This window comes from Cryobacterium sp. LW097 (assembly GCF_002205495.2).
Classification (GTDB): Bacteria; Actinomycetota; Actinomycetes; order Actinomycetales; family Microbacteriaceae; genus Cryobacterium; species Cryobacterium zongtaii.
The window spans coordinates 1224632-1248021 of sequence record NZ_CP021992.1 but is presented as its reverse complement, the minus strand read 5'-3'; the positions used below and the strand labels follow the sequence as shown (position 1 = coordinate 1248021).

Here is a 23390-nt window from a genome sequence, read left to right as displayed (position 1 = left end):
GCTCTTATCTGTTGCCGATGCGGACATCTGCGCCCGGTGCGCCGGGGGTGGATTCAACTGGTCGATGCAACACCGCTGTTTTCTTGGTCTGAGAGTAGCTGATGCAGGGCTTCTCGCGGGGTGGCTGCGTCGAGCCGTTTTCGTGGTCGGTCGTTGAGCTTGTCGGTGACGAATTCGAGGTATTCGGGGTGGTAGCCGGAGAGGTCGGTGCCCTTGGGGAAGTACTGCCGTAACAGCCCGTTGGTGTTCTCGTTCGAGCCGCGCTGCCAGGGCGAGTGCGGGTCGCAGAAGTAGATGTCGATGCCGGTGGCGATGGTGATGTCTCGGTGCTTGGCCATCTCGATGCCTTGGTCCCAGGTCACTGTTTTGCGCAGTTCTGCGGGCATCTTCTCGATCGCGATGATCATCTGGTCGCGAACCTCGATCGCGCCGTGTTTCTCGGGGAGGTGCAGCAGCATCAAATATCCGGTTGCGCGCTCAACCAGGGTGCCGATCGCTGAGGCGTTTCCGGCGCCGGTGATGAGGTCGCCTTCCCAGTGGCCGGGAACGGCGCGGTCTTCGACCTCCGCGGGCCGGTCGGTGATCATGACCATGTCGCGGATGCGCGATCCGGGTTGTTGCCGACCCTGAGATTTGCGCAACGTCCGCCCGGTCCGCAGCGCCGTAACCAGGTCGCGGCGCAGCTGGCCGCGCCCTTCAACATAGAGGGCCTGATAGATCGTCTCGTGAGACACCCGCATCTCCATGTCGTCGGGGAAGTCTCGCCGCAGCCGCAGACTGATTTGCTCCGGGCTGTGTTCGGCGCTCAACCCAGTTTGCACGTATTCCAGCAACCGGTCGTTATTGGCCAGCTTCCCGCCGCGGGGCCGGCGCGCTCGATACCGGGACTGTTGCTCAGCGAACGACGGACGATACCCGCGCCTCGTCATCCCGCCGCGCAGTTCGCGGCTGATCGTGGACGGCGCCCGCCCAAGCCGGGCCGCGATCGAGCGCATGCTTTCGCCTTGAGAACGGCCAAACCAGATCTCCTCCCGATCGAGGAACGTCAAACGGCTCGACGGGTCAACGCGCGGGGGAACCATCCCGCCAGCCTGACTTACCCAGTTCGCAGCCGTCGACCGATTCACCCCCGCGCCGGCAGCCGCATCCGTGACCGTGCCGCCGACCCTGAGCTCCTCCCAGAACCGACGACGAACCTCACGCGGAAACCCAACACGACCACCCATAACCAACACCTCAATCAATCAGGTGTTGCAACGACCCCCTGAACCCAAGGGGCGCACATGTCCGCTTGGGCAACAGTTGTTTCTGCGGGCGACGGATGGGCCGGGCGGGCGGCGGGCGTGGAGGGTCAGGCCGAGGCGACGAGCTGCACCCGCAGGGAGTCCACCCCGGTGGCGATCACATCGTTGGCCGCCCAGCGCGCCGCGAGGCGGGCCAGGGTGGCGTCCAGGATGGCACGGCTGAGCCCGTCGACGAGTTCGAGGCGCACGATCAGTTCGGGCCCCGCCAGCCGGGACTGCGGGTCGCCCGCGGTCAGGCTCACGGAGAGTACTGACAGCTCGGTCGCGATGGACTCCTCGAACGCCACGGCGACGGAGCGGCTGGCGTAGCTGGGGGTCCAGGGCGCGCCCTGGGCGATCGCCCAGAGCGCCGGTCGGCGCACCGCGAACTCGGTGTCGGCGGTGGGGTCGAGCACCACGAGGTCGGTGCTCTCCTGGGCCGCCGCCAGTGCCACCCGCACGGCGTCGGCGGGCACCGGGCGCGCCTGGGCGTTCCACTGGTGCATGGCCGCGGCCGAGGAGAACACCGGGAGCACCGCGCGGCCGTCCGGGCCGGCCACGGTGATGATCGACAGTTCCTGGGTCTTGTCCACCCGCAGCCCGTGCGGGCCGGCGGCTCCGTCTGAAACGGTGCCGGCCTCATCCGCGCCGAGGGCGGTGACCAGAGGGATCAGCAGGCGCGCCGAACGGAAGGCGTCGACGACGTCCTCCTCGCCGGTCTCGCGGGCCTGGAAGCGGCGGAGCGCGCGCAGCAGGGCGGGCGGCGCGAGGCCGTCGTCGTCGGCGAACGCGGTGTCCTCCAGCGACCGGTTCGCCCAGGGCTGGCCGGCCGAATCCGCGGACGTGTCGCCGGCAGCCCCACCGGCGGAGCCGCCGGCGGGGTCAGGCCGACCGGTCGAGCCGAGGTTACGCGCCGGAGACATCCAGCGCCTCGGCGAGGGTGAAGGCGCCCGCGTAGAGGGCCTTGCCCACGATCGCGCCTTCCAGGCCGAGGGGTACCAGTTCGCGCAGCGCGGCGATGTCGTCGAGGCTGGAGATACCTCCGGAGGCGATCACGGGGCGGTGGGTGCGCTCCATCACTTCGCGCAGCAGTTCGATGTTCGGTCCCTTGAGGGTGCCGTCCTTGGTGACGTCGGTGACGACGTAGCGGGTGCAGCGGGCCTCTTCGAGGCGCTCCAGCACCTGCCACAGGTCGCCGCCGTCCTTGGTCCAGCCGCGGGCGGCAAGGGTGGTGCCGCGCACATCCAGTCCCACCGCGATGGCGTCGCCGTACTGGGCGATCACGCTGGCGGCCCACTCGGGGTTCTCCAGTGCGGCGGTGCCCAGGTTGATTCGCTTGACGCCGGTGTTCAGCGCCGCTTCGAGCGACTTGTCGTCGCGGATGCCGCCGGAGAGCTCCACATTCACGCCGCGGAGCTGCTTGATGACCTTCTTGAGCACAGCGGTGTTGTTACCGCGCCCGAATGCGGCGTCGAGGTCGACGAGGTGGATCCACTCCGCGCCCTGGTTCGCCCAGTCGAGGGCGGCATCCATCGGGTCGCCGTAGTTGGTCTCGGTACCGGCCTCACCCTGGGTGAGACGGACGGCCTTGCCGTCGGCGACGTCGACGGCGGGCAGGAGGACCAGCTTCGGGGTCTTGTTGAACTCGCTCATGATGTGCTGTGGTGACCTTTTCGTGTTGGTGCGGCCGCGATGGAGCGACCGACGGGGGAATGTCTAGTCGCGGAGCGTGCCGAGCCAGTTCTTCAGCAGCCGGATGCCCGCGTCGCCGCTCTTCTCGGGGTGGAACTGGGTGGCCGACAACGGACCGTTCTCCACGGCGGCGAGGAACGGGGCGCCGTGCTCGGCCCAGGTGAGGCGGGGAACCGGGAAGGGCGGCATCACGTCGAGGCTCCATTCCTGGGCGGCATAGGAGTGCACGAAGTAGAACCGTTCCTCTTCCAGCCCGCGGAACAGCACGGTGTCGGGGTCGGGCGTGACCGTGTTCCAGCCCATGTGCGGCAGTACCGGTGCCGGCAGGGCGGTGACGGTTCCCGGCCACTCGCCGAGGCCCGCGGTGTCGATGCCGCGCTCGACGCCGTGTTCGAACATGACCTGCATGCCCACGCAGATGCCCATCACCGGCCGCCCGCCGGAGAGGCGCTTGTCGATGATGTCGCCGCCGTGGGCGTCGTTCAGCGCCGCCATCACGGCGCTGAACGCGCCGACGCCGGGGACCAGGAGTCCGTCGGCCTCGAGCGCGAGCTTGCGGTCGCCGGTGAGGGTGACGTCGGCGCCGGCGAGTTCGAGCGCCTTGACGGCCGAGTGCACATTGCCCGTGCCGTAGTCCAGGACGACGACCGAGGTCACAGTGCGCCCTTGGTGGACGGGATGCCGGAGACCAGCGGGTCGTAGGCCTTGGCCTGGCGGAAGGCTCGGGCGAAGGCCTTGAACTCGGCTTCGGCGATGTGGTGGGGGTCGCGGCCGCCGAGGACGGTGACGTGCACGGTCAACGCGGCGTTGAAGGAGATGGCCTCGAAAACGTGCCGCACCATCGAGCCGGTGAAGTGCCCGCCGATGAGGTGGAATTCGAATCCGGCGGGCTCGCCGGTGTGCACCAGGTACGGCCGACCGGAGATGTCCACGACGGCCTGCACGAGGGCTTCGTCCAGCGGCACCAGGGCGTCGCCGTATCGGGAGATGCCAGCCTTGTCACCGAGGGCCTGCTTGATGGCCTGGCCCAGGACGATACCGATGTCCTCGACGGTGTGGTGCACATCGATCTCGATGTCGCCCTTGGCGTGCACGGTGAGATCGGTCAGCGAGTGCTTCGCGAACGCCGTGAGCAGGTGGTCGTAGAACGGCACGCTGGTGTGGATGTCGCTCACCCCGGTGCCGTCGAGGTTGATCGAGAGGTCGATGCTCGATTCGCTCGTTTCGCGCTGCAGGTGGGCACGGCGAGGCGAGGGCGTGACGTTGCTCATGGCGTTAGTTTATTCGGCTATCGGGCGGAGCCGTGCGATGGCGGCCAGGAACGCGCTCGTCTCGGCTTCGGTGCCGGCCGAGACCCGGAGGTGGCCGGGGATACCGACGTCGCGGATCAGGATGCCTTCGGCCAGGAGCGCTTGGAAGATCGCGTGCGGGTCGGAGACTCCGCCGAATAACACGAAGTTGCTTCCGCTGCGCAGTGGGCTGAAGCCGAGGTTCGTCAGTTCGGTCACCAGGCGATCGCGTTGCACCCGGATGTCGTCGACCATGGCGAGCATCTCACCGGTGTGGGCGAGCGCGGCCACGGCCGCCGCCTGGGTGAGGGCGGACAGGTGGTAGGGCAGCCGGACCAGGCGTAGCGCATCCGTGACAGCCGGGTCGGCGGCCAGGTAGCCCAGCCGCACGCCGGCGAAAGCGAAGGCCTTGCTCATGGTCCGGGACACGAGCAGGCGCTCCCGGCCGGGCAGCAGGGTGAGGGCGCTATCGGTGCCGTCCGGTGCGAACTCGGCGTAGGCCTCGTCGACGACAACGATGCCGGGGGTGGCGTCGTAGACGGCCGCGATGGTCTCCAGCGACAACGGGGTGCCGGTCGGGTTGTTCGGTGAGCAGAGGAAGACGATGTCGGGCGAGGTTTCCTCCACCCAGCGGGCGGCGGTCTCCGGCGAAAGTTCGTAGTCGGCGTCGCGGCCGCCGGGGATCCAGCGGGTATCGGTGCCGGAGGCGAGGATCGAGTACATCGAGTAGGTCGGCGCGTAGCCGAGCAGCGACCGGCCCGGCCCGCCGAAGGCCTGCAGAACCTGCTGCAGAACCTCGTTGGAACCGTTGGCGGCCCAGATGTTGTCGCGGGTGAGACCGTGACCGAGGTAGCCCGCGAGGGCGTCCCGCAGCGGGCTGAATTCCCGGTCGGGGTACCGGTTGACGGTGAGGATCGCCTCGGCCAGGGCCTCCGCGATGTCGGCGGCGACCGCGGGCGGGATCGGGTGGGTGTTCTCGTTGACGTTCAACGCCACCGGCACGTGCAGCTGGGGTGCTCCGTAAGGGGTTTGTCCGCGGAGGTTGGCACGCAGGGGCAGGTCGTCGAGGCTGGTCACCCGAACAAGCTTAGTTGCGCCCGCGGCCGACCCCTCGTATCCGAGGCGGGGCGGGGCGAGCGGCTCCGGGCTGATCGGCTCCGGGCTGAGCGGCTCGGGCTGAGCGGCTCAGTAGTCGGCGGGAAGGGCGAGGCGCTGGCCGGGCTGCACGGCCTCGGAGGACAGCTGGTTGAGGTTGACGATGTCAATGATCACGTCGCGCGGGTCTTGTCCGGGGGCGACAGACTCGGCCAGCTGCCAGAGCGACTGGCCGGCCTCAATGGTGACGTAGTCGAACGCGGCCGCGCCGACACCCGCGCTGCCCTCTGCCGCGGCCATGCCGCCGTTGACGGCGATGCCGATGACGCCGAGTACCAGGGGCACTGCGGCGAGGGCCGTGAAAACGGCCCGCCCGCGGCGGGTCAGCCGCAGGTGTGTGGTGGGCGGGGTGGCCGGGCTGTGGTTGTCCGGTGCTGCATATGCTGCGCTCATGTCAAACCTCCTGGTAACGCATCTGGCCCTCGGCCGGGAGGGCCAGATGCGAATCTATGTTCCGAATATATCTTCGAGTGTTCGAACAATCAACCCTGTTTCCGGATATTATGGAGACAGATTCCGCAACACACTCGAATGCATGTCTACGAACCGCTGCTCTGTGGCTACAGTTTCGATCGGGTAGCTGCACTCAAACAGACACCACCGACATTGCTGCCCGAGCCCGAGAAGTATGAGCCCGACGAGCACCAGCCCGGCGAGCACGAGCCCCACCAGCACCAGCCCGAACCGACTAACCAGAGGAGCGTCAACGTGGCACAACAGAGCACACCTCGGGACAAGGGCGGCACGCGACGCCGCAAGAGCCTGAGCGACAAACAGCGCGCGGTGATGGACGTCATCCAGCGTTCGGTTCGCGACCGCGGTTACCCGCCGAGCATGCGCGAGATCGGCGACGCCGTTGGTCTGTCCTCGTTGTCGAGCGTGACCCACCAGCTGCACCAGCTCGAGCTGAGCGGGTACCTGCGGCGCGACCCGCACCGGCCGCGCGCACTCGAGGTGCTCATCGAGCTGCCTCAGTCCTCAGAGGAGGTCACGCCAGGCGCCGCCGATGACTACCAGTCCGGCATCCAGGTGGGTGATGCGGCGATGGTGCCGCTCGTCGGCCGCATCGCCGCCGGTATCCCGATCATGGCCGACCAGCAGATCGACGAGATCTTCCCGCTCCCCCGCCAACTGGTGGGCAAGGGCGAGCTGTTCATGCTCAAGGTCGTCGGTGATTCGATGATCGACGCCGCCATCTGCGATGGCGACTGGGTGGTCATCCGCCAGCAGAAGACCGCGGAGAACGGCGAGATCGTCGCCGCCATGCTCGACGGCGAAGCCACGGTGAAGGTGCTGCGACAGCGCGACGGCCACACCTGGCTGCTCCCCCGCAACACCAACTTCGAGCCGATCCTGGGTGACTTCGCCGAGGTCCTCGGCAAGGTCGTCGCGGTGTTGCGTTCGGTCTAGATCCGCAACGCTCCAGGCACACAACAGGCCCGACCCCGCGAGGGGTCGGGCCTTCGTGTTGTGCCGGCGTAGTCAGGGCGGGCCAGGTCAGACCAGCGTCGCCCGAACTGCGCGGGTGGCATCGACGATGTTGCGCAGGGACTCCACGGTCTCCGCATACCCGCGGGTCTTCAGTCCGCAGTCCGGGTTCACCCAGACCTGGCGAGCGGGGATCGATTGCAGGGCCCGCTCGAGAAGTTCGGTGATCTCGGCCACACCGGGCACCCGCGGCGAGTGGATGTCGTAGACGCCCGGGCCGATGCCGTGGTCGAAGCCACTGGTCTGCAGGTCGGCGACGACCTCCATCTTCGACCGAGCGGCCTCGATGCTGGTCACGTCGGCGTCCAGGTTGCGGATCGCGTCGATGACGACCCCGAACTCCGAGTAGCAGAGGTGGGTGTGGATCTGGGTCTGGTCGGCGACCCCCGCGGTAGCGAGCCTGAACGACCCGACCGACCAATCCAGGTAGTCGGCGTGGTCCTTCTTCTTCAGGGGCAGCAGCTCGCGCAGCGCGGGCTCGTCGACCTGCACCACCCGGATACCGGCCGCCTCGAGGTCACCGATCTCGTCGCGCAGCGCGAGCGCCACTTGCCGTGCGGTCTCCCCCAACGGCTGATCGTCGCGCACGAACGACCAGGCCAGGATGGTGACCGGTCCGGTGAGCATCCCCTTGACCGGCTTCTCGGTAAGGGTCTGGGTGTAGCTGGACCACTCCACGGTGATGGGCGCCGGACGCCGGACGTCGCCCCACAGGATCGACGGACGGGTGCACCGGCTGCCGTAGGACTGCACCCAGCCGTTCTCGGTGACGGTGAAGCCATCGAGGTTCTCGGCGAAGTACTGCACCATGTCGTTGCGCTCGGGTTCACCGTGCACGAGAACGTCGAGGCCGAGGTCTTCCTGCAGCTGCACGACCCGGCCGATCTCGGCGCGCATGAGCTCCTGGTAGTCGGCGGATGCGAGTTCGCCCGAGACCAGGCGGGCGCGGGCGCGGCGGATATCACTCGTCTGCGGGAACGAGCCGATGGTCGTGGTCGGTAGCGGGGGCAGGTCGAGCACGGCATCCTGAGCGGCCAGGCGGGCCTCGTAGTCGCCGCGGCTGAAGTCGGCCGGGGTGAGGGTGTCGAGGCGGGCGCGCACGGCGCCGTCACGCACGCCGGGCGAGACCCGGCGCGCCTCCAGCGACGCGGTGGCCGCGTCGAGATCTGCCTGCACGGCAGCCTGCCCCTCGGAGAGGCCGCGAGCGAGGGTGGCGACCTGACCGATCTTCTGGTCGGCGAACGCCAGCCAACCGGTAAGGTCGGCGCCGAGCTTGGTCTCGTCGGTGACGTCGTGCGGCAGGTGCAGCAGCGAGGTGGAGCTGGAGACCGCGATCCGGTCGCTCAGCGCGCCCAGCTGGGCCACCTTGTCGAACGCCGCCTCGAGGTCGCCCCGCCAGATGTTGTGACCGTCGATCACGCCGGCCACGAGGGTGGTGTCGGCCAGGCCGGGCACGTCGGCGGGCACCGTTCCGCGCACGAGGTCCAGGCCGATGGCCTCGACCGGGGTCTTGGCCAGAACGGGTAGGGCGTCGTCGAGGCTGCCGTAGGGCGCGGCCACGAACAGTCCGGGCCGCCTGTCGAGGCCGCCGAGGGTGTCGTAGGCCCGGGCGAGGGCGGCGAGGGCACGGTCGCGCGGGATGTCGATGCTCTCGCTGACGAGGGCCGGTTCGTCCAGCTGTACCCACTCTGCACCCGCGGCGGCGAGGCGCTCGATCAGGGTGGCGTAGACCGGCAGCAGGTCGTCGAGGCGATCGAGCGGGTGAAAGCCGGCCGGGGCCGTTTCGCTCGGCTTGGCCAGGAGCAGGAAGGTGACCGGACCGACGATGACGGGTCGGGTGAGGAAGCCGGCGGCGACGGCCTCGTCGAACTCCCGCACGATGCGGTCGCTGGCGAGGTGGAAGCTCGTCTCCGGGCCGATTTCCGGCACCAGATAGTGGTAATTGGAATCGAACCACTTGGTCATTTCGAGCGGCAGGTTCTCGCCGGCGCCGCGGGCCAGGGTGAAGTAGCCGGCGAGGTCGAGGTGACCGTCGGCGTCGACGAGACCGGCGAAGCGGGTGGGGATGGCGCCGACGGTCACCGCCGCATCCAGCACCTGGTCATAGAAGGAGAAGCTCTCCGGAATCGACGAGTCGCTGCGGCCGAGCCCGAGGCCGACGAGCCGCTCCCGGGTGGTGTTGCGCAGGGCTGCCGCGGTGGCTTCGAGTTGAGCGGCGTCGATCCGGCCGGCCCAGAAGGCTTCGACGGCCTTCTTCAGTTCGCGGCGGCGGCCGATCCGCGGGTAGCCGAGGATCGTTCCGGTGGGGAATGCGGGGACGGTGATGGTCATCAGTAGTGGTCCTTCGTGGAGTGGATTCCGGCACGGGTGTCGGCAGGGCTGGTCGAGGGATGGGTCGGAGGTGGGTTGTGAGCGGAGACGACCGGTTGTGCCGGTGCCAGCGCGCCGGCGCGGTCGAGCACGGCGAGCACGGTCTCGTGCTGGTTGAAGGCGTAGAGGTGCAGGCCGGGAGCCCCGCCGGCGATGAGCTTCTCGGCGAGGGCGGCCGCGTGGCTGATGCCGATCTCGCGCTGGCCCTCGAGGGTGGGTTCCACTTCGAGCTGGATCGAGAGTTCGGCGGGCAGTTCCTCCCCGGAGAGCTCGAGGATGCGCCGCAGCCTGCCGGGGCTGGTGACGGGCATGATGCCGGGCAGGATCGGGAACTCCACTCCGGCTTCCCTGGCTCGCTGGATGAAGCTGAGGTAGTGGTCGGCGTGGAAGAAGAGTTGGGTGATGGCGAGGTTGGCGCCCGCCGCCTGCTTGGCCAGGAGGGTGTCGATGTCCTGCGCGGTGGATCGTGAGCGCGGGTGCCCGTTGGGGAACGCGGCCACGGCGATGCGCACGTGCTCACGTTCGGTCTTCACGGCCCGGGCGCGAGGGAGTCCGGGGATGGGGGTCTCCTGGTACGGCACTCGCTCGGCCTGTACCCGATGGATCAGTTGCACCAGCTCGCCGGCACTGTGCAGGTCGCCGAGGAAGGCGTCGTTCTCGGTCAGGCCTTCGGGCGGGTCACCGCGGAGGGCGAGGAAGCTGCTCACGCCGGCATCGAGGAACTCGCGGATCAGGCTGCTCGCCTCGGCGTGCGAGGAACCGACGCAGGTGAGGTGCGCCATCGGGTCCACGATGGTGGCCCGGCGGATGTAGCGCAGCACGTCCAGGGACGAGGTGCGGGAGGAGCCGCTGGCACCGTAGGTCACCGAGATGAACTTCGGACGGGCCGCAGCCAGGGCGTCGATGGTGACATGCAGGGCCGTCGTCGCGGCATCCGTCTTGGGCGGGTACAGCTCAAACGAGAACGGGATGCTCGACCGACAGTCGGGGTCCGCCGGTGGGGTCGTGGGGGTCGCTGTCATGGTTCCTCATTCGGCATGGTGGGTTCAGTTCGAAGGGCCTGGCGGCCGCGGACCGCCACGGATACCGGGCGGCTGCTCGCGGGCGGGTGCCGGGCTCGGCTGTCGCTCCATGCCGGGCAGAGTATCCCGCCGGCAACGAATGTGATGACTCTAACAACGCACCTTCGAGCGCGCTGCTGCGTGGCCGATTGTTACGTTCGCGGCCGATCTGGGGCGTTAACGGCCGAAGGCGGCACCCGTCCCTGGTTCAGGAGCGGGTGCCGCCTTCGGGCGGATCGGGGTCAGCCGGAGATGGCCGGTGCCACCACGAACGGGGTGAACTGGGCCTCGATACCGGGCGACACGAGGGCCGTTACCTGGGTGCCGGTCTCGGAGTAGTCCAACGCCAGAACCTTGCCCTGCTCGTGCAGGATCGGGATGAGGTCACCGCGGTCGTAGGGGATCAGCAGTTCCAGGCGGATTTCCGGACGGGGAAGCATGGTCTCGAGAACCCGCAGCACCTCGTCGATGCCCTCGCCGCTGCGCGCCGACACGAAGATCGCCTGGGGGGCGAGGCCCCGCAGCACGAGCCGGTCGTCGTCGCTGACCAGGTCGCTCTTGTTGAACAGCACCAGCTCGGGGATGTCACTGGCACCGACCTCGCCGATGACCTCGCGCACCGTGGCCAGCTGGCTGGCCGGGTCGGGGTGGGACGCGTCGACGACGTGGATGATGACATCGGAGTCCGCGACCTCCTCGAGGGTGGAGCGGAACGCCTCCACCAGCTGGTGGGGCAGGTTGCGCACAAAACCGACGGTGTCGGTGAAGGTGTACAGCCGACCGTCGTCCGTGGTGGACTTTCGCACCGTGGCGTCCAGGGTGGCGAAGAGGGAGTTCTCCACGAGCACGCCGGCCTTGGTGATGCGGTTGAGCAGGCTGGACTTGCCGGCGTTGGTGTACCCGACGATCGCGACCGACGGCACCGCGTTGCGCTTGCGGTTGGCGCGCTTGGCCTCGCGGGCGGGCTTCATCTCCAGCATCTGCTTGCGCAGCCGCGACATCCGGGTGTGGATGCGGCGCCGGTCGAGTTCGATCTTCGTCTCACCGGGTCCACGCGAGCCCATACCGGCACCGGCGCCACCGACCTGGCCACCGGCCTGGCGGGACATCGAGTCACCCCAGCCGCGCAGCCGGGGCAACAGGTAGGCGAGCTGGGCGAGTTCGACCTGCGCCTTACCCTCCCTGCTCTTGGCGTGCTGGCTGAAGATGTCCAGGATCACGGCGGTGCGGTCGATGACCTTCACCTTGACCACGTCTTCCAGGGCTCGCCGCTGGCTGGGCGCGAGTTCGGTGTCGGCGATCACGGTGTCGGCGCCGAGCGCCGCCACGATGGAGGCGAGCTCGAGGGCCTTGCCCTTGCCGAGGTAGGTGCTGGGGTCCGGGGTGGCGCGGCGCTGCAGCAGACCGTCCAGCACCGTGGCGCCGGCGGTTTCGGCCAGGGCGGCGAGCTCGCGCATGGAGTTCTCGGCGTCGAGCAGGCTACGGGCGGAGTAGACGCCGATCAGGACGACGTTTTCCAGGCGCAGCTGGCGGTACTCAACCTCGGTGACGTCCTGCAGTTCGGTGGAGAGCCCACCGACGCGGCGCAGGGCGTTGCGGTCTTCACGTTCGGTCTGTTCGCCGTCGTGGTCGCCGCCGTCGAAACCGCCGTTGGCCGGGCGTGCCGAGAGGGCCTGCGCCGATCCGCTCGCGAACAGCGAGTAGCCGGAGGACCGGCTCTCGGCGCTGGCCAGCACGCGCGCAACTACATCGTCATCGCCATCGTGTGGAGCGTTTATATCAGTCATTGCTTTAACTCTAGTTCCTCTTTTTTCGATAAGTTCGCTGTATGGCTTCCGAACACTATTTCTCGTCGACTCCGGGCAGCGACCTGAAATTGCGGCAGATCACCGTGAAGATCGCCGGTCAAATCCGTGCGGTCACCACCGCGAACGCGATTTTCTCCCCCGAGCACATCGACACCGGTACCAAGGTGCTGATGCGTGAGGCTCCGCTGCCCTCCGGCGGCGGGGATGTGCTGGACCTCGGCTGTGGCTGGGGACCGATCAGCCTGCATCTGGCGCTGGCCGATCCCACGGCCACGGTGTGGGCCGTCGACGTCAACGAGCGAGCCCTCGAGTTGGTGCGGATGAACGCCGCCAGCCTGGCGCTCACCAACATCAACGCGGTCCTGCCGGCGGATGTTCCCGATTCCGTCGTGTTCGCCGGCATCTGGTCGAACCCGCCGATCCGGGTGGGCAAGGCCGAGCTGCACACGATGCTCGAGCACTGGCTGCCGCGTCTGAAGCCCGGCTCGGATGCCTGGCTCGTCGTGCAGCGCAACCTCGGCTCCGATTCGTTGCACCGCTGGCTCGCCGAGGAGTTCCCCGGCGCCGGGCAACCCGGCGCGCTCGAGGTTTCCCGCTACGCCACCGACAAGGGCTTCCGCATCCTGCAGGCCCACAAACCCGCCTGACGCTCCCCCTCGAACTGTGAGGTAGGCCCCACAACCCGGGGGCCTTTGTCACAGTTCGCGGCGGGGTTAGGCGAGGGCGAGGGTGCCGTCGAAGACCAGGGTGGCGGGGCCGGACAGGGAGACGTGCTCGCCGTCCTCGGTGGGGAACATCCGCACGCCCAGAACGCCGCCGGGGACCTCGACACGCCACTGGTTTGGCGCGCCCTGGCCGGCCCAGTGCCGGGTGGCCAGGGCCGCCGCGACGGCACCGGTGCCGCAGGACAAGGTCTCTCCGCTGCCGCGTTCGTGCACGCGCATACGGATGCGGCCGACGCCGTCGACGACGAGCGGGTCATGCGGCAGCACGAACTCCACGTTGGCGCCCTCGGCGGGCTCGGGGTCCAGCTGCGGAATGAAGGTCAGGTCGGCGCTCTCGAGCTCGTTTTCGTCGGCGAGGGCCACCACCACGTGCGGGTTGCCCACGTTGATGCCCAGCCCCGGGCGGGCAACGGCGAGGTTCTTGGCACGCACCAGGGTCTCCCCCGGTTCCAGCCGCCACCGGCCGAGGTCCACCTGGAACCCGGTGGCGTTCTGCTGCACGTCGCGCACGCCGCTGCGGGTGCCGATGGCCAGAGTGTCGCCGGGGCCGAGGTCGACGAGGCCCTGTTCGAGGAGGAATCGGGTGTACACCCGGATGCCGTTGCCGCACATCTCCGAGACTGTGCCGTCGGCGTTCCAGTAGTCCATGAACCACTCGGCGCCGTCGTCTTCGGCGAGGGCCGCGGCACCCGCATCGAGGTTGGCCGAACGCACCGCGCGGATGATGCCGTCGGCGCCGACGCCGAACTGGCGGTCGCAGATGCCCTGGATCTGCTCCGGGGTGAGGTCGAGTCGGCCGTCGGGGTCGGCGAACAGCACGAAGTCGTTGCCGGTGCCGTGGCCCTTGGTGAAGTGGAGATCGATGCCCATGTGTTCAGTTTAGGGACTCGGGCTACGGTATTCGGCGTCAGGGCAGGTGGCTGACGGCCTGGTCGACACGGTCCGCGTCGTCGGCGTCGATCCAGTGCGTGTGCGGGTCACGTTTGAACCAGCTCACCTGACGGCGGGCGTATCGCCGGGTCAGCTGCTGGGTCGCCTCGACGGCATCCGCCTGCGACATTGTGCCGTGCACCTGGCCGAGGGCCTGGGCGTAGCCGATGGCCCGGCTGGCCGTGACGCCGCCTTCCAGGCCGGCGGGGATGAGGGCGCGCACCTCCTCGACGAGTCCGGCCGTCCACATGCGGTCCACTCGGGCGTCCAGGCGCGGGGTGAGCACCTCGCGGGGCAGGCGCAGCCCGAGGGTCACGGCGGGCATCCAGTAGACCGGGTCGCCGGGCAGGGCCGCGGTGTGCGGGGCGCCGGTGAGTTCGACGACCTCGAGGGCGCGCACGAGCCGGCGGCCGTTGCTGGCGCCGATGCGGGCGGCGGCGCCGGGGTCGACGGCCTTGAGCCGGTCGTACATCAGGCCGGGGCCCTGATCCACGAGCTCGGCCTCGAGGCGGGCGCGGAGCACCGGGTCGGTGCCGGGGAACTGGAAATCGTAGACGACGGAGGACACGTAGAGACCGGACCCGCCCACGAGGATGGGCACGGCACCGCGGTCGAGGATGCCGGTGATGGCGGCGCGGGCCTCCACCTGGTAGCGGGCGACGGTGGCCTCGTCGGCCACGTCGAGCACGTCGAGCAGGTGGTGCGGCACCCCGCGGCGCTCGGCGGGGGCGAGCTTGGCGGTGCCGATGTCCATGCCCCGGTAGAGCTGCATGGCGTCGGCGTTCACGATCTCCGCCGGCCGGCCGGCCGCGATCAGCCGTTCGGCGATGTCCAGGGACAGCTCGGATTTGCCGGTACCGGTCGGCCCGACGATGACAACGAGCACCGGGTCCTAACGTTCCGCGTCGTCGACCGGGTAGATCGGGATCGTCGTGGCGCCACCGTGCAGTGTCAGGCTGGGCCCGCCCACCCGCAGGGTCGGCAGACCCAACGAGACCGCGCCGCCGGTGGACGCTGCCGGGGCGGGCACACCGCAGGACTCGGCCTGCTCCCGGTCCCAGGCGTCGCCGGCGATGGTGCGGCGGATCCGGAGCGGCGTGCCGTCGAGGGAGTCGGCGATGAGGTGGAACGGTGCGGCCTGGGTGACGGTCACGGTGACCATGTCGCCGGGCCGGGGCAGGTCGGAGCCGGCGGGCACGTCGAAGTGCACGAGCCGGCTGTCGGGGGCCCGGCCGCTGAGCCGGTGGGTGTCGGCGTCCTTGCGGCCCTCACCGTTGGCGACGAGGAGTTCGACCTCACGGCCGATGATGGCGCGGTTCTCCTCCCAGGAGATCCGTTCCTGCAGGGCGATGAGCCGTTCGTAACGGTCCTGCACGACGGCCTTGGGCACCTGGTCGGCCATGGTGGCTGCGGGGGTGCCCGGCCGGATGGAGTACTGGAAGGTGAACGCCGTGGCGAACCTGGACTCTTCGACGACCCGCATGGTCTCGAGGAAGTCTTCCTCGGTCTCGCCGGGGAAGCCGACGATGATGTCGGTGCTGATCGCCGCGTCGGGCATCTGCGCGCGTACGCGCTCGAGGATGCCGAGGAACTTGGTGGACCGGTAGGACCGGCGCATGGCTTTGAGCACCCGGTCGGAGCCGGACTGCAGCGGCATGTGCAGCTGCGGCATCACAGCGGGGGTGTCCGCCATGGCGTCGATGACGTCATCGGTGAAGGCGGCAGGGTGCGGGCTGGTGAAGCGGATGCGTTCCAGTCCCGGGATCTGGCCGGCGGCGCGCAGCAGCTTGCCGAACGCCAGCCTGTCACCGAACTCCACCCCGTAGGAGTTGACGTTCTGGCCGAGCAGGGTCACCTCGATGGCGCCGTCGTCGACGAGCGCCTGGATCTCGGCGAGGATCTCGCCGGGGCGGCGATCCTTCTCCTTGCCGCGCAGGGCGGGCACGATGCAGAAGGTGCAGGTGTTGTTGCAGCCGACCGAGATCGAGACCCAGCCGCTGTAGCTCGAGTCGCGCTTGGTCGGCAGGGTGGACGGGAAGGTTTCCAGGGATTCGAGGATCTCCAGCTGGGCCTCACCGTTGTGCCTGGCGCGTTCGAGCAGGCTCGGAAGGGACCCCATGTTGTGGGTGCCGAACACCACGTCCACCCACGGCGCCTTGGCCAGGATGGTGGCCTTGTCCTTCTGCGCCAGGCAACCGCCGACGGCGATCTGCATGCCCGCGTGCTTGCGCTTGACCGAGGCGAGGTAGCCGAGGTTGCCGTAGAGCTTGTTGTCGGCGTTCTCCCGCACCGCGCAGGTGTTGATCACCACGATGTCGGCCTCGGCGCCCGCCGCCGACACATAGCCGGCCGCCTCGAGTGAGCCGCTGAGCCGCTCGGAGTCGTGCACGTTCATCTGGCAGCCGAAGGTGCGCACCTCATAGGTGCGCGCCCGGCCCTCGTCATCCCTCGCCGCCGAGGACGGCGCGATCACGGTCGCGCTGTGCGGCGACGGGTCGAGGGATGACGGGGTGGCGAGGGGTGGTGCGGTGACGCTGCTCATAGTTCCCCCAGCTTACGCGTGCCGTCGTGAACAGACCTCAGCGGAACCGCACCGTGGAGGTGCGGCCCGAACCCCGCCGGGACGCGAGAGCGGCCTTGACGGCGTCGCGCACCACGGAGGAGGCGTATCCCTTGCGCATCAGGAAGCCGGTGAGCCGACGATCGATGGTGGCATCGTCGAACCTGTCCAGCTGCTGCACCCGCTTGAGCGCCAGTTCGGTGGCCCGTTCGGCTTCGTCGTCCGGCATCTCCTCAAGCTTTTCGGCGATGAGTTCGGCGTCGAGCCCGCGCTGGCGCATTTCGGCGCCGACACCGCTGCGGCCCAGGCCCTTGCGTTCGTGGTGGCTGTGCATGATCTGGTCGGCGAGCTTCTCCTCGTCGAGGTAGTGCAGCTCGGTGAAGCGTTCGAGGATGTCCTGCACGGACTCCTCGTCGATCTCGGTGGACCGCAGCAGCTTCTGGGCCTCGACGATCGACAGGGACCGGCCGCGCAGGCGCTGCAGCAGTAGCTTCTCCGCGTGCTCGCGTTCCTCGGCCGCCTCGTCCTCGGCGTCATCGGCCTGATCGGCCGGGCTCGCCCCGGGCAGGTATGTCACCGGGGCGAGGCCCTCCCGGCCGGCCGAGGAGCCGGCGTCGGTCTTGCCTCGGGAGGGTTCGAAGTGAACCATGGCGGCTAGGCGCCCTTGCGTGCGGCGGCCTTGGCCGCGATGGACGGAACCTTGGCACCATCCGTGCCCGTGGCGGCACCCGTTGCCGCGGCGGCCGCTGCGGCGGTGGCGGCGTCGTCTGCGGCCTTCTTGGCCGCCTTGCCCTCCGCGCCCACACCGAGCTTGTTGAGGATCTTGGTTTCGATCTCGTTGGCCATGTCCGGGTTGCGCAGCAGGAACTTGCGGGAGTTCTCCTTGCCCTGGCCGAGCTGGTCGCCGTCGTAGGTGTACCAGGCGCCGGACTTCTTGACGATGCCCTGGTCGACACCGAAGTCGATCAGGCTGCCCTCGCGGGAGATGCCGATGCCGTAGATGATGTCGAATTCGGCCTGCTTGAAGGGCGGTGCCATCTTGTTCTTGACGACCTTGACCCTGGTGCGGTTACCGACGGCCTCTGTTCCGTCCTTGAGGGTCTCGATTCGACGGATGTCCAGACGCACAGACGCGTAGAACTTGAGCGCCTTTCCGCCGGAGGTGGTCTCCGGGCTGCCGAACATCACGCCGATCTTCTCGCGCAGCTGGTTGATGAAGATCATGGTGGTGTTGGTCTGGCTCAGACCACCGTTGAGCTTGCGCAGCGCCTGCGACATCAGGCGGGCCTGCAGGCCCACGTGGGAGTCACCCATCTCGCCCTCGATCTCGGCGCGCGGAACCAGGGCTGCGACGGAGTCGACGACGATGAGGTCGATGGAGCCGCTTCGCACGAGCATGTCGGCGATTTCCAGCGCCTGCTCACCCGTGTCGGGCTGGGAGACGAGGAGGGCGTCGATGTCGACACCGAGCTTCTTCGCGTAGTCGGGGTCGAGGGCGTGCTCGGCGTCGATGAACGCGGCGATGCCGCCGTTCTTCTGGGCGTTGGCGATGGCGTGCAGGGTGAGGGTGGTCTTACCCGAGGACTCCGGGCCGTAGATCTCCACGATGCGACCGCGGGGCAGGCCACCTATGCCGAGCGCGACGTCCAGGGCGATCGACCCAGTGGAGATGATCTCGACGGGCGCGCGATCGTCGCTGCCGAGGCGCATGACCGAGCCCTTGCCGAACTGGCGGTCAATCTGGGCGAGGGCGGTGTCGAGTGCCTTCTCGCGGTCTGCTGCTGATGCCATGGTGTGCTCCTTTGGGTCGTGCGCGTGGCGCCTATAGGCTGTCGTTTCGACCAGCGGGAGGATCCCGGTGACCGCCCTCGACAAGGCAGGTGCGCGGTTGTCGTTGACGAATCCGACTGTACGCAGCACCACCGACACTGGCCGGCAGGCACCGCGACGGTGGACAATCCGTCTTCGACTTCTACTGTGGAGGAGCCTACCAAGAACCGAACAGACATTCGACGCTGGGGTGGTGTGTCGGAATCTTCTCGCGAAACGAGGAACGGCCCGGCTGGAGGGCCGGGCCGGTGGTGGCTCATGGTTCGCTGGTGTCTGGGTGCTGCCGGCGTGACCGGATCAGCTGCGGGCCGGAGGAAGCCCGGCGCCGTGGCGGCGGGCCGGCGGAACATCCGTTTCGGCACAGAGGGCCAACCAAACGTCGCGAGCGGGAACTCCGCCCGCGAGGGCCTGGTCGGCGGTCCGTCCGAGCGGACCCAGCACCAGATCCCGGGTGAGCACCCTGCCGTAGCTCTCGCCGAATTCGTCTTTCAGGGCCTGACGAAACTCACTCAATCGCATGCGGTACTCACTCGGTTGATGCTCACTCGGTTGACGCGCACTCGGTGCGAAACGTGGAGAAGACCGATTAGCGCATCATCATGCTGGCGTCGAACTTGGCAACCAGCTCGTCGGGTACGGTGTCGGGGAAACGATCGATTCCCTCGATGACGGCCAGCCGATCGCCGACCTCGCGCATGATCACCGAGATCGGTGTGTCCAGCGCGTCTGCGACCGAAGCAAGAATCTCGGAAGACGCTTCCTTCTGACCGCGTTCAACTTCAGACAGGTAGCCGAGGGCCACACTTGCCTTGCTCGCAACCTGACGCAGGGTGCGACCCTTCTGCAGGCGGAAGTCCCTGAGCACATCGCCGATTTCCTGACGAACAAGAATCATCGGAACCTCCTTCTTCGTGCTGTCTAGTCTGCTGGGGCCCACTCAACCGGTCAGTTTTGTGTGGCGGATGGCCAACAGTACTCTATCCATCCGACACCTCAGATTACCGAGGATGACTGGACTTTACTTGTGAATATGTGTTCTGTAACCCACCGGTAACAGGAACTATTCCGCGATCTGAAGCTTTGTGGATTCAATCAGCTGACACACAGCTTCGATCGCGTGCGCAACGGTTTGCATCCGGATCGCTGCCCGGTCTCCGGTGAGACTAATCGGTATGGCCCGCACCTTATCCCCGAAAGACACTCCCAGGTAGACCGTGCCGACGCTCTGGCCGTCTTGTTCGTCGGGGCCGGCGACCCCGGTGGTCGAGATGCCGATGTCGGCCGGGCGCCCGTCGATCGCCAGCGCGGTGCGCACACCGGTGGCCATCTGTCTGGCGACCTCGGGGTGCACGGCACCGTGCTCGGCCAGCAGCAGGGCGTCCACGCCAAGCAGGGTGTGCTTGAGCGGGGTCTGGTACGCCACGACTCCCCCGGCCACGACGACGGATGCGCCGGGGATGCGCACGAGCTCGGCCACGAGCAGTCCGCCGGTCAGGGATTCGGCTACGGCGATGGTGAGGTGTCTGGCGGTGAGGGCGGCGACGAGGGCGGCCGCGGCATCCGGGCCCGACGTCGGTTCAGCGCCGGACGGGTCAGGCATTGCTGGTCGGCTTGGCCTGCTTGTTCTCCCGGCGCGCGGCGACGAGGTATTCGACGCCGGTGTACACGGTGAGCACCAGTGCGATCGTCATGGCGATGGTGTTGACCCAGTGGATCCAGTCGCCGAAGACCAGCCAGAGCGGCAGCAGGGCCAGAGAGATCGCCACGGACTGCGCGATGGTCTTGAGCTTGCCGCCGCGGGACGCCGGGATGACCCTGTCGCGCAGCATGGCGAACCTGAAGACGGTGATGCCGATCTCGCGCACCAGGATGACCAGGGTGACCCACCAGGGCAGCTCGGCGAGGATGGACAGTCCGATCAGCGCGGCGCCGGTGAGGATCTTGTCGGCGATCGGGTCGAGCAGTTTGCCGAGGTCGGTGACCAGGTTGTACCGGCGGGCGATGGCCCCGTCGACGCCGTCGGTGGCGATGGCCACGATGAAGAGCACGGCGGCCCACCAGCGGAGGGCCTCGTCGGCGCCGTTGTCGGCCAGCAGCATCCAGAAGAACACCGGTGCCAGCAGGATGCGCACGATGGTGATGATGTTCGGCAGGTTCCAATTGGACGGCGGGGCCGCAGGTGTCGGTGTAGCCATGGGGTCATTCCCTGTCGGTGAGTTGCCAGGCGTCTTCGTCCGAGTCGCCGTCTTCCTCAGCGTACCCTTCGCTCATCTTCGCCACCGGGTCGTCGGCGTAGCGCGGGTCGGGGGTGGCCTGCTCGTGCGCCTGCGACCGCTGGGACTCTTCGAACTGCGATCGGGCAGTGGCGGCGTGGTGCTCGGCGTCGGAGCCGCGCAGCTTGGCCAGGACGCTGGGCAGCTGTTCGGCGGTGACGAGCACGTCGCGGGCCTTGGAACCTTCGGACGGGCCGACGATCTCGCGGGACTCGAGCAGGTCCATCAGGCGGCCCGCCTTGGCGAAGCCCACCCGCAGCTTGCGCTGCAGCATCGAGGTGGAACCGAACTGGGTGGACACCACGAGTTCGGCGGCCGCGAGCAGCACCTCGAGGTCGTCACCGATGTCGGAGTCGATCTCCTTGCGCGGCGCCTCGGCGGAGACGTCGGGCCGGTAGTCCGGCCGGGCCTGCTGGGTGACGTGCTTGACAACCCGTTCGATCTCGGCCTCGTTCACCCAGGCGCCCTGCACCCGCAGGGCCTTGGAAGCGCCCATCGGCAAGAACAGGGCGTCGCCCTGCCCGATCAGCTTGTCGGCGCCGGGCTGGTCGAGGATGACCCTGGAGTCGGTGACGCTGGTGACGGCAAAGGCCAGCCTGGAGGGCACGTTGGCCTTGATCAGGCCGGTGACCACGTCGACGCTGGGCCGCTGGGTGGCCAGCACCAGGTGGATGCCGGAGGCCCGGGCGAGCTGGGTGATGCGCACGATGGAATCTTCGACGTCGCGCGGGGCGACCATCATCAGGTCGGCGAGCTCATCCACCACCACGAGCAGGTAGGGGTATGGCTTGAGTTTGCGGGCGCTGCCGGCCGGCAGCACGATCTCGTTGTTGACGACGGCCTTGTTGAAGTCATCGATGTGCCGGAACCCGAAGCTGGCCAGGTCGTCGTAACGCATGTCCATCTCCTTCACGACCCACTGCAGCGCTTCGGCGGCTTTCTTGGGGTTCGTGATGATGGGAGTGATCAGGTGCGGTACGCCGGCGTATGCGGCGAGTTCGACGCGCTTGGGGTCGATGAGGACCATGCGCACGTCGCTGGGCTTGGCCCGCATCAACAGGCTGGTGATCATCGAGTTCACGAAGCTGGACTTACCCGAGCCAGTGGATCCGGCCACGAGCAGGTGGGGCATTTTGGCGAGGTTGGCGATGACGAAGCCGCCGCCGACGTCCTTGCCGACACCGATGGTCATCGGATGGGTGCTGTTGGTGGCCGTGCCGGAGCGCAGTACGTCGCCGAGGGTGACGATCTCGCGGTCGGTGTTGGGGATCTCGATGCCGATGGCGCTCTTGCCGGGGATCGGCGAGAGGATGCGCACCTCGTTGGAGGCGACGGCGTAGGACAGGTTCTTGCTCAGCGCGGTGACCCGCTCGACCTTGACGCCGGGGCCGAGTTCGATCTCGTACTGGGTGACGGTCGGGCCGCGGGAGAAACCGGTGACCCTCGCATCCACCGAGAACTGGCTGAGCACCTCGGTGATGGACTTGACGATCTCGTCGTTGGCGGCGGAGCGCGCCTTGGCCGGCGGACCGGCGATGAGGGTCGTGGACGACGGCAGCACGTAGGGCAGGTTCGGCTGCTCGCCGAAGCCCAGCTCGGTCGCGGACCGGTCCACCGCCGAGGCGGCCTCGTCGAGGTCGTCCAGGCCCGGCAGTACCTCGGTGAGGCCGGTCGGGTCGTCGGCCTGCAGGCCCGTCGCGTGGGGCACCGCGGCAACCTCACCGGTGAAGCGTTTGATGGCTTCCTCGGCCTTGAGCAGGTCTTCGAGCACCTCGGTGCCGTAGTGGTCGGTGTGAACGGGGGGAACGTGGGCCTGGGGAGACTCGAGCGCGGTGTCGAAGCCGCCCTTGGCGGCATCCGCCCCGCCGTTGAGCAGCGTGCTGAGCGGGTCGGCAGCGGGAGGCCGGGCCTCGTCGGACTCCGACGACATGGCGCTGGAAAAGTCGGGGTCTTCTTCGCGTTTGCTGGTGTTGCGTCGCCACCAGGGCAGGGCGCCCTCGTCGGTGTCGTCGTCGTGGGCCGGGTCGAGGCCGTCGAGTTCGATCTGCTTGGTCTTGAGGGCCTGGATGCGTTCCTGGCGGATCTCCTTGGCGGCCGCGCGCTCCTCTGGGGCCGGCAGCGGGGTGCCGAAGAGCCAGGCGTAGAGCTCACGGCTGCGTTCGCCGATCTTGTTCGGCGGGGTCTTGGTGATGATGAAGAGGCTGAGGATCAGCAGCAGGATCACGACGATGGCCGCGCCGACGGTGGTGATCAGGAAGATCAGCGGGGCCGCGATCATCCAGCCGAGGACACCGCCGGACAGGGCGAGCACCTCCACGCCCTGGGTGGGTGTGGGCTGCCCGCCGAAGATGTGGCAGAGGCCGGAGACCGTGACCAGGAGCAGCGAGAGGCCGATACCGATGCGGCCGTTGTCGTGCACGGAGCTCGGATTGCGGAACAGCCAGATGGCGAAGAGCAGCAGGATCACCGGCAGGGCGAAGGCCAGCCGGCCGAAGAGGGCGCCGAAGGTCCAAGCGTCCAGGGTCTGGGCCACCGGGTCGTTGATCAGGAACCACTCGATCACGGCGCCGGCGACGGCCAGCAGCACGAGGAAGAAGGGCAGGCCGTCGCGGCGCTCCTCTTTGGAGAGCTGCTCGGGGCCGAGCGCGCGGGCGGCGCCGCCGGCGACGTGGGCCAGACCCATCCACATGCGCACGGCGATGGCCGGCTTGGGCTCGGTCGGGGCGAATTTGACGGTCTTCTGGGTCGCGGTGCTGCCGGCTTTGGTGCGCGCGGTCGTTCCGGTGCCGCGCGCAGGTGTGCTGCGGGCACGCCCGGTCGACTTAGTGCTCGTAGCCATGTGTTCCACGGTACCGCCGACGGCCGACATCGGTGTGAGCCCACGCCCAATTACCCGGTCGTGGAAGGTCCCACGGCTCGCGAAAGC

Annotated in this window: 22 protein-coding genes; 2 read left to right on the top strand and 20 right to left on the bottom strand. The window is 68.3% G+C overall.

All coding sequences use genetic code 11. The annotated features are described in order from the left end of the window. Positions 1 to 53 precede the first annotated feature (53 nt). The 7 genes from B7495_RS05770 to B7495_RS05740 all read right to left on the bottom strand — a co-directional run bounded on the left by B7495_RS05770 (position 54) and on the right by B7495_RS05740 (position 5812). Complete coding sequence (locus tag B7495_RS05770) at positions 54 to 1226, bottom strand: IS30 family transposase (RefSeq protein ID WP_088454824.1); 1173 nt, start codon at positions 1224 to 1226, stop codon at positions 54 to 56. Between the two features lie 125 nt (positions 1227 to 1351). Next, positions 1352 to 2206, bottom strand: a complete 855-nt coding sequence (locus tag B7495_RS05765) for an SseB family protein (protein ID WP_088455738.1) — start codon at positions 2204 to 2206, stop codon at positions 1352 to 1354. Then, complete coding sequence (priA, locus tag B7495_RS05760; RefSeq protein WP_088455737.1) at positions 2190 to 2936, bottom strand: bifunctional 1-(5-phosphoribosyl)-5-((5-phosphoribosylamino)methylideneamino)imidazole-4-carboxamide isomerase/phosphoribosylanthranilate isomerase PriA; 747 nt, start codon at positions 2934 to 2936, stop codon at positions 2190 to 2192. The genes B7495_RS05765 and priA overlap by 17 nt, the downstream gene beginning before the upstream one ends. 63 nt (positions 2937 to 2999) lie before the next feature. Continuing rightward, a complete protein-coding gene (gene hisH / locus B7495_RS05755) occupies positions 3000 to 3632 on the bottom strand; it encodes an imidazole glycerol phosphate synthase subunit HisH (protein WP_088455736.1) in 633 nt (210 codons plus the stop codon). Beyond that, complete coding sequence (hisB, locus tag B7495_RS05750; protein WP_088455735.1) at positions 3629 to 4246, bottom strand: imidazoleglycerol-phosphate dehydratase HisB; 618 nt, start codon at positions 4244 to 4246, stop codon at positions 3629 to 3631. Before hisB ends, hisH begins: the two co-directional genes overlap by 4 nt. 9 nt (positions 4247 to 4255) lie before the next feature. Beyond that, on the bottom strand, positions 4256 to 5341 hold the full coding sequence (locus B7495_RS05745) for a histidinol-phosphate transaminase (protein ID WP_088455734.1): 1086 nt from the start codon (positions 5339 to 5341) through the stop codon (positions 4256 to 4258). A 108-nt stretch (positions 5342 to 5449) separates the two neighbouring features. After that, positions 5450 to 5812 (bottom strand): LysM peptidoglycan-binding domain-containing protein, encoded by a 363-nt coding sequence (locus B7495_RS05740; protein WP_088455733.1) that lies wholly within the window; start codon positions 5810 to 5812, stop codon positions 5450 to 5452. A 393-nt stretch (positions 5813 to 6205) separates the two neighbouring features. Here B7495_RS05740 and lexA point away from each other — a divergent pair, with 393 nt between their 5' ends. Continuing rightward, positions 6206 to 6829, top strand: a complete 624-nt coding sequence (lexA, locus tag B7495_RS05735) for a transcriptional repressor LexA (RefSeq protein WP_240632483.1) — start codon at positions 6206 to 6208, stop codon at positions 6827 to 6829. Between the two features lie 87 nt (positions 6830 to 6916). Here lexA and metE read toward each other — a convergent pair whose 3' ends face one another. The 3 genes from metE to hflX form a co-directional block, all read right to left on the bottom strand. After that, positions 6917 to 9238, bottom strand: a complete 2322-nt coding sequence (gene metE / locus B7495_RS05730; RefSeq protein WP_088455732.1) for a 5-methyltetrahydropteroyltriglutamate--homocysteine S-methyltransferase — start codon at positions 9236 to 9238, stop codon at positions 6917 to 6919. Next, positions 9238 to 10299: a methylenetetrahydrofolate reductase gene (locus tag B7495_RS05725; protein WP_088455731.1), complete on the bottom strand. Its 1062-nt coding sequence runs from the start codon at positions 10297 to 10299 to the stop codon at positions 9238 to 9240. The genes metE and B7495_RS05725 overlap by 1 nt, the downstream gene beginning before the upstream one ends. Positions 10300 to 10580: 281 nt before the next feature. Next, entirely contained in the window at positions 10581 to 12125 is a 1545-nt protein-coding gene (hflX, locus tag B7495_RS05720) for a GTPase HflX (protein WP_088455730.1), read from the bottom strand. Positions 12126 to 12166: 41 nt separating this feature from the next. On the opposite strand from hflX, the gene B7495_RS05715 reads away from it, so the two are divergent. Next, positions 12167 to 12793: a class I SAM-dependent methyltransferase gene (locus B7495_RS05715; protein WP_088455729.1), complete on the top strand. Its 627-nt coding sequence runs from the start codon at positions 12167 to 12169 to the stop codon at positions 12791 to 12793. Between the two features lie 66 nt (positions 12794 to 12859). On the opposite strand, the gene dapF is transcribed toward B7495_RS05715, so the two are convergent. From dapF to B7495_RS05665, 10 genes are all read right to left on the bottom strand, one after another. Beyond that, a complete protein-coding gene (gene dapF / locus B7495_RS05710) occupies positions 12860 to 13741 on the bottom strand; it encodes a diaminopimelate epimerase (protein WP_088455728.1) in 882 nt (293 codons plus the stop codon). Between the two features lie 37 nt (positions 13742 to 13778). After that, entirely contained in the window at positions 13779 to 14687 is a 909-nt protein-coding gene (miaA, locus tag B7495_RS05705) for a tRNA (adenosine(37)-N6)-dimethylallyltransferase MiaA (RefSeq protein WP_088455727.1), read from the bottom strand. 6 nt (positions 14688 to 14693) lie between these two features. Then, a complete protein-coding gene (gene miaB / locus B7495_RS05700; RefSeq protein WP_088455726.1) occupies positions 14694 to 16343 on the bottom strand; it encodes a tRNA (N6-isopentenyl adenosine(37)-C2)-methylthiotransferase MiaB in 1650 nt (549 codons plus the stop codon). 37 nt (positions 16344 to 16380) lie between these two features. Then, positions 16381 to 17010, bottom strand: a complete 630-nt coding sequence (locus tag B7495_RS05695; protein ID WP_088455725.1) for a regulatory protein RecX — start codon at positions 17008 to 17010, stop codon at positions 16381 to 16383. A 5-nt stretch (positions 17011 to 17015) separates the two neighbouring features. Then, a complete protein-coding gene (recA, locus tag B7495_RS05690) occupies positions 17016 to 18152 on the bottom strand; it encodes a recombinase RecA (protein WP_088455724.1) in 1137 nt (378 codons plus the stop codon). Positions 18153 to 18488: 336 nt separating this feature from the next. After that, entirely contained in the window at positions 18489 to 18710 is a 222-nt protein-coding gene (locus tag B7495_RS05685; RefSeq protein WP_088455723.1) for a DUF3046 domain-containing protein, read from the bottom strand. Positions 18711 to 18777: 67 nt separating this feature from the next. Next, positions 18778 to 19086 carry a helix-turn-helix domain-containing protein gene (locus B7495_RS05680; RefSeq protein WP_088455722.1) on the bottom strand — a complete coding sequence of 103 codons (309 nt, stop codon included), beginning with the start codon at positions 19084 to 19086 and terminating at the stop codon, positions 18778 to 18780. Between the two features lie 165 nt (positions 19087 to 19251). Beyond that, on the bottom strand, positions 19252 to 19791 hold the full coding sequence (locus B7495_RS05675) for a CinA family protein (protein ID WP_088455721.1): 540 nt from the start codon (positions 19789 to 19791) through the stop codon (positions 19252 to 19254). Further along, positions 19784 to 20386, bottom strand: coding sequence for a CDP-diacylglycerol--glycerol-3-phosphate 3-phosphatidyltransferase (pgsA, locus tag B7495_RS05670; protein ID WP_088455720.1), 603 nt, complete (start codon positions 20384 to 20386; stop codon positions 19784 to 19786). The genes B7495_RS05675 and pgsA overlap by 8 nt, the downstream gene beginning before the upstream one ends. Before the next feature lie 4 nt (positions 20387 to 20390). Further along, on the bottom strand, positions 20391 to 23303 hold the full coding sequence (locus B7495_RS05665; protein WP_088457928.1) for a DNA translocase FtsK: 2913 nt from the start codon (positions 23301 to 23303) through the stop codon (positions 20391 to 20393). Positions 23304 to 23390: the final 87 nt, after the last annotated feature.

Bases quoted from the DNA above. Each gene is read 5' to 3' on its own strand.
- B7495_RS05665 (WP_088457928.1), bottom strand. From the start codon at position 23,303: ATGGCTACGAGCACTAAGTCGACCGGGCGTGCCCGCAGCACACCTGCG.
- lexA (WP_240632483.1), top strand. From the start codon at position 6,206: ATGGACGTCATCCAGCGTTCGGTTCGCGACCGCGGTTACCCGCCGAGC.
- hisB (WP_088455735.1), bottom strand. From the start codon at position 4,246: ATGAGCAACGTCACGCCCTCGCCTCGCCGTGCCCACCTGCAGCGCGAA.
- B7495_RS05725 (WP_088455731.1), bottom strand. From the start codon at position 10,299: ATGACAGCGACCCCCACGACCCCACCGGCGGACCCCGACTGTCGGTCG.
- priA (WP_088455737.1), bottom strand. From the start codon at position 2,936: ATGAGCGAGTTCAACAAGACCCCGAAGCTGGTCCTCCTGCCCGCCGTC.
- B7495_RS05695 (WP_088455725.1), bottom strand. From the start codon at position 17,010: ATGGTTCACTTCGAACCCTCCCGAGGCAAGACCGACGCCGGCTCCTCG.
- metE (WP_088455732.1), bottom strand. From the start codon at position 9,238: ATGACCATCACCGTCCCCGCATTCCCCACCGGAACGATCCTCGGCTAC.
- B7495_RS05715 (WP_088455729.1), top strand. From the start codon at position 12,167: ATGGCTTCCGAACACTATTTCTCGTCGACTCCGGGCAGCGACCTGAAA.
- dapF (WP_088455728.1), bottom strand. From the start codon at position 13,741: ATGGGCATCGATCTCCACTTCACCAAGGGCCACGGCACCGGCAACGAC.
- pgsA (WP_088455720.1), bottom strand. From the start codon at position 20,386: ATGGCTACACCGACACCTGCGGCCCCGCCGTCCAATTGGAACCTGCCG.
- recA (WP_088455724.1), bottom strand. From the start codon at position 18,152: ATGGCATCAGCAGCAGACCGCGAGAAGGCACTCGACACCGCCCTCGCC.
- B7495_RS05675 (WP_088455721.1), bottom strand. From the start codon at position 19,791: ATGCCTGACCCGTCCGGCGCTGAACCGACGTCGGGCCCGGATGCCGCG.
- B7495_RS05770 (WP_088454824.1), bottom strand. From the start codon at position 1,226: ATGGGTGGTCGTGTTGGGTTTCCGCGTGAGGTTCGTCGTCGGTTCTGG.
- B7495_RS05685 (WP_088455723.1), bottom strand. From the start codon at position 18,710: ATGCGATTGAGTGAGTTTCGTCAGGCCCTGAAAGACGAATTCGGCGAG.
- hflX (WP_088455730.1), bottom strand. From the start codon at position 12,125: ATGACTGATATAAACGCTCCACACGATGGCGATGACGATGTAGTTGCG.
- B7495_RS05740 (WP_088455733.1), bottom strand. From the start codon at position 5,812: ATGAGCGCAGCATATGCAGCACCGGACAACCACAGCCCGGCCACCCCG.
- B7495_RS05680 (WP_088455722.1), bottom strand. From the start codon at position 19,086: ATGATTCTTGTTCGTCAGGAAATCGGCGATGTGCTCAGGGACTTCCGC.
- B7495_RS05765 (WP_088455738.1), bottom strand. From the start codon at position 2,206: ATGTCTCCGGCGCGTAACCTCGGCTCGACCGGTCGGCCTGACCCCGCC.
- miaB (WP_088455726.1), bottom strand. From the start codon at position 16,343: ATGAGCAGCGTCACCGCACCACCCCTCGCCACCCCGTCATCCCTCGAC.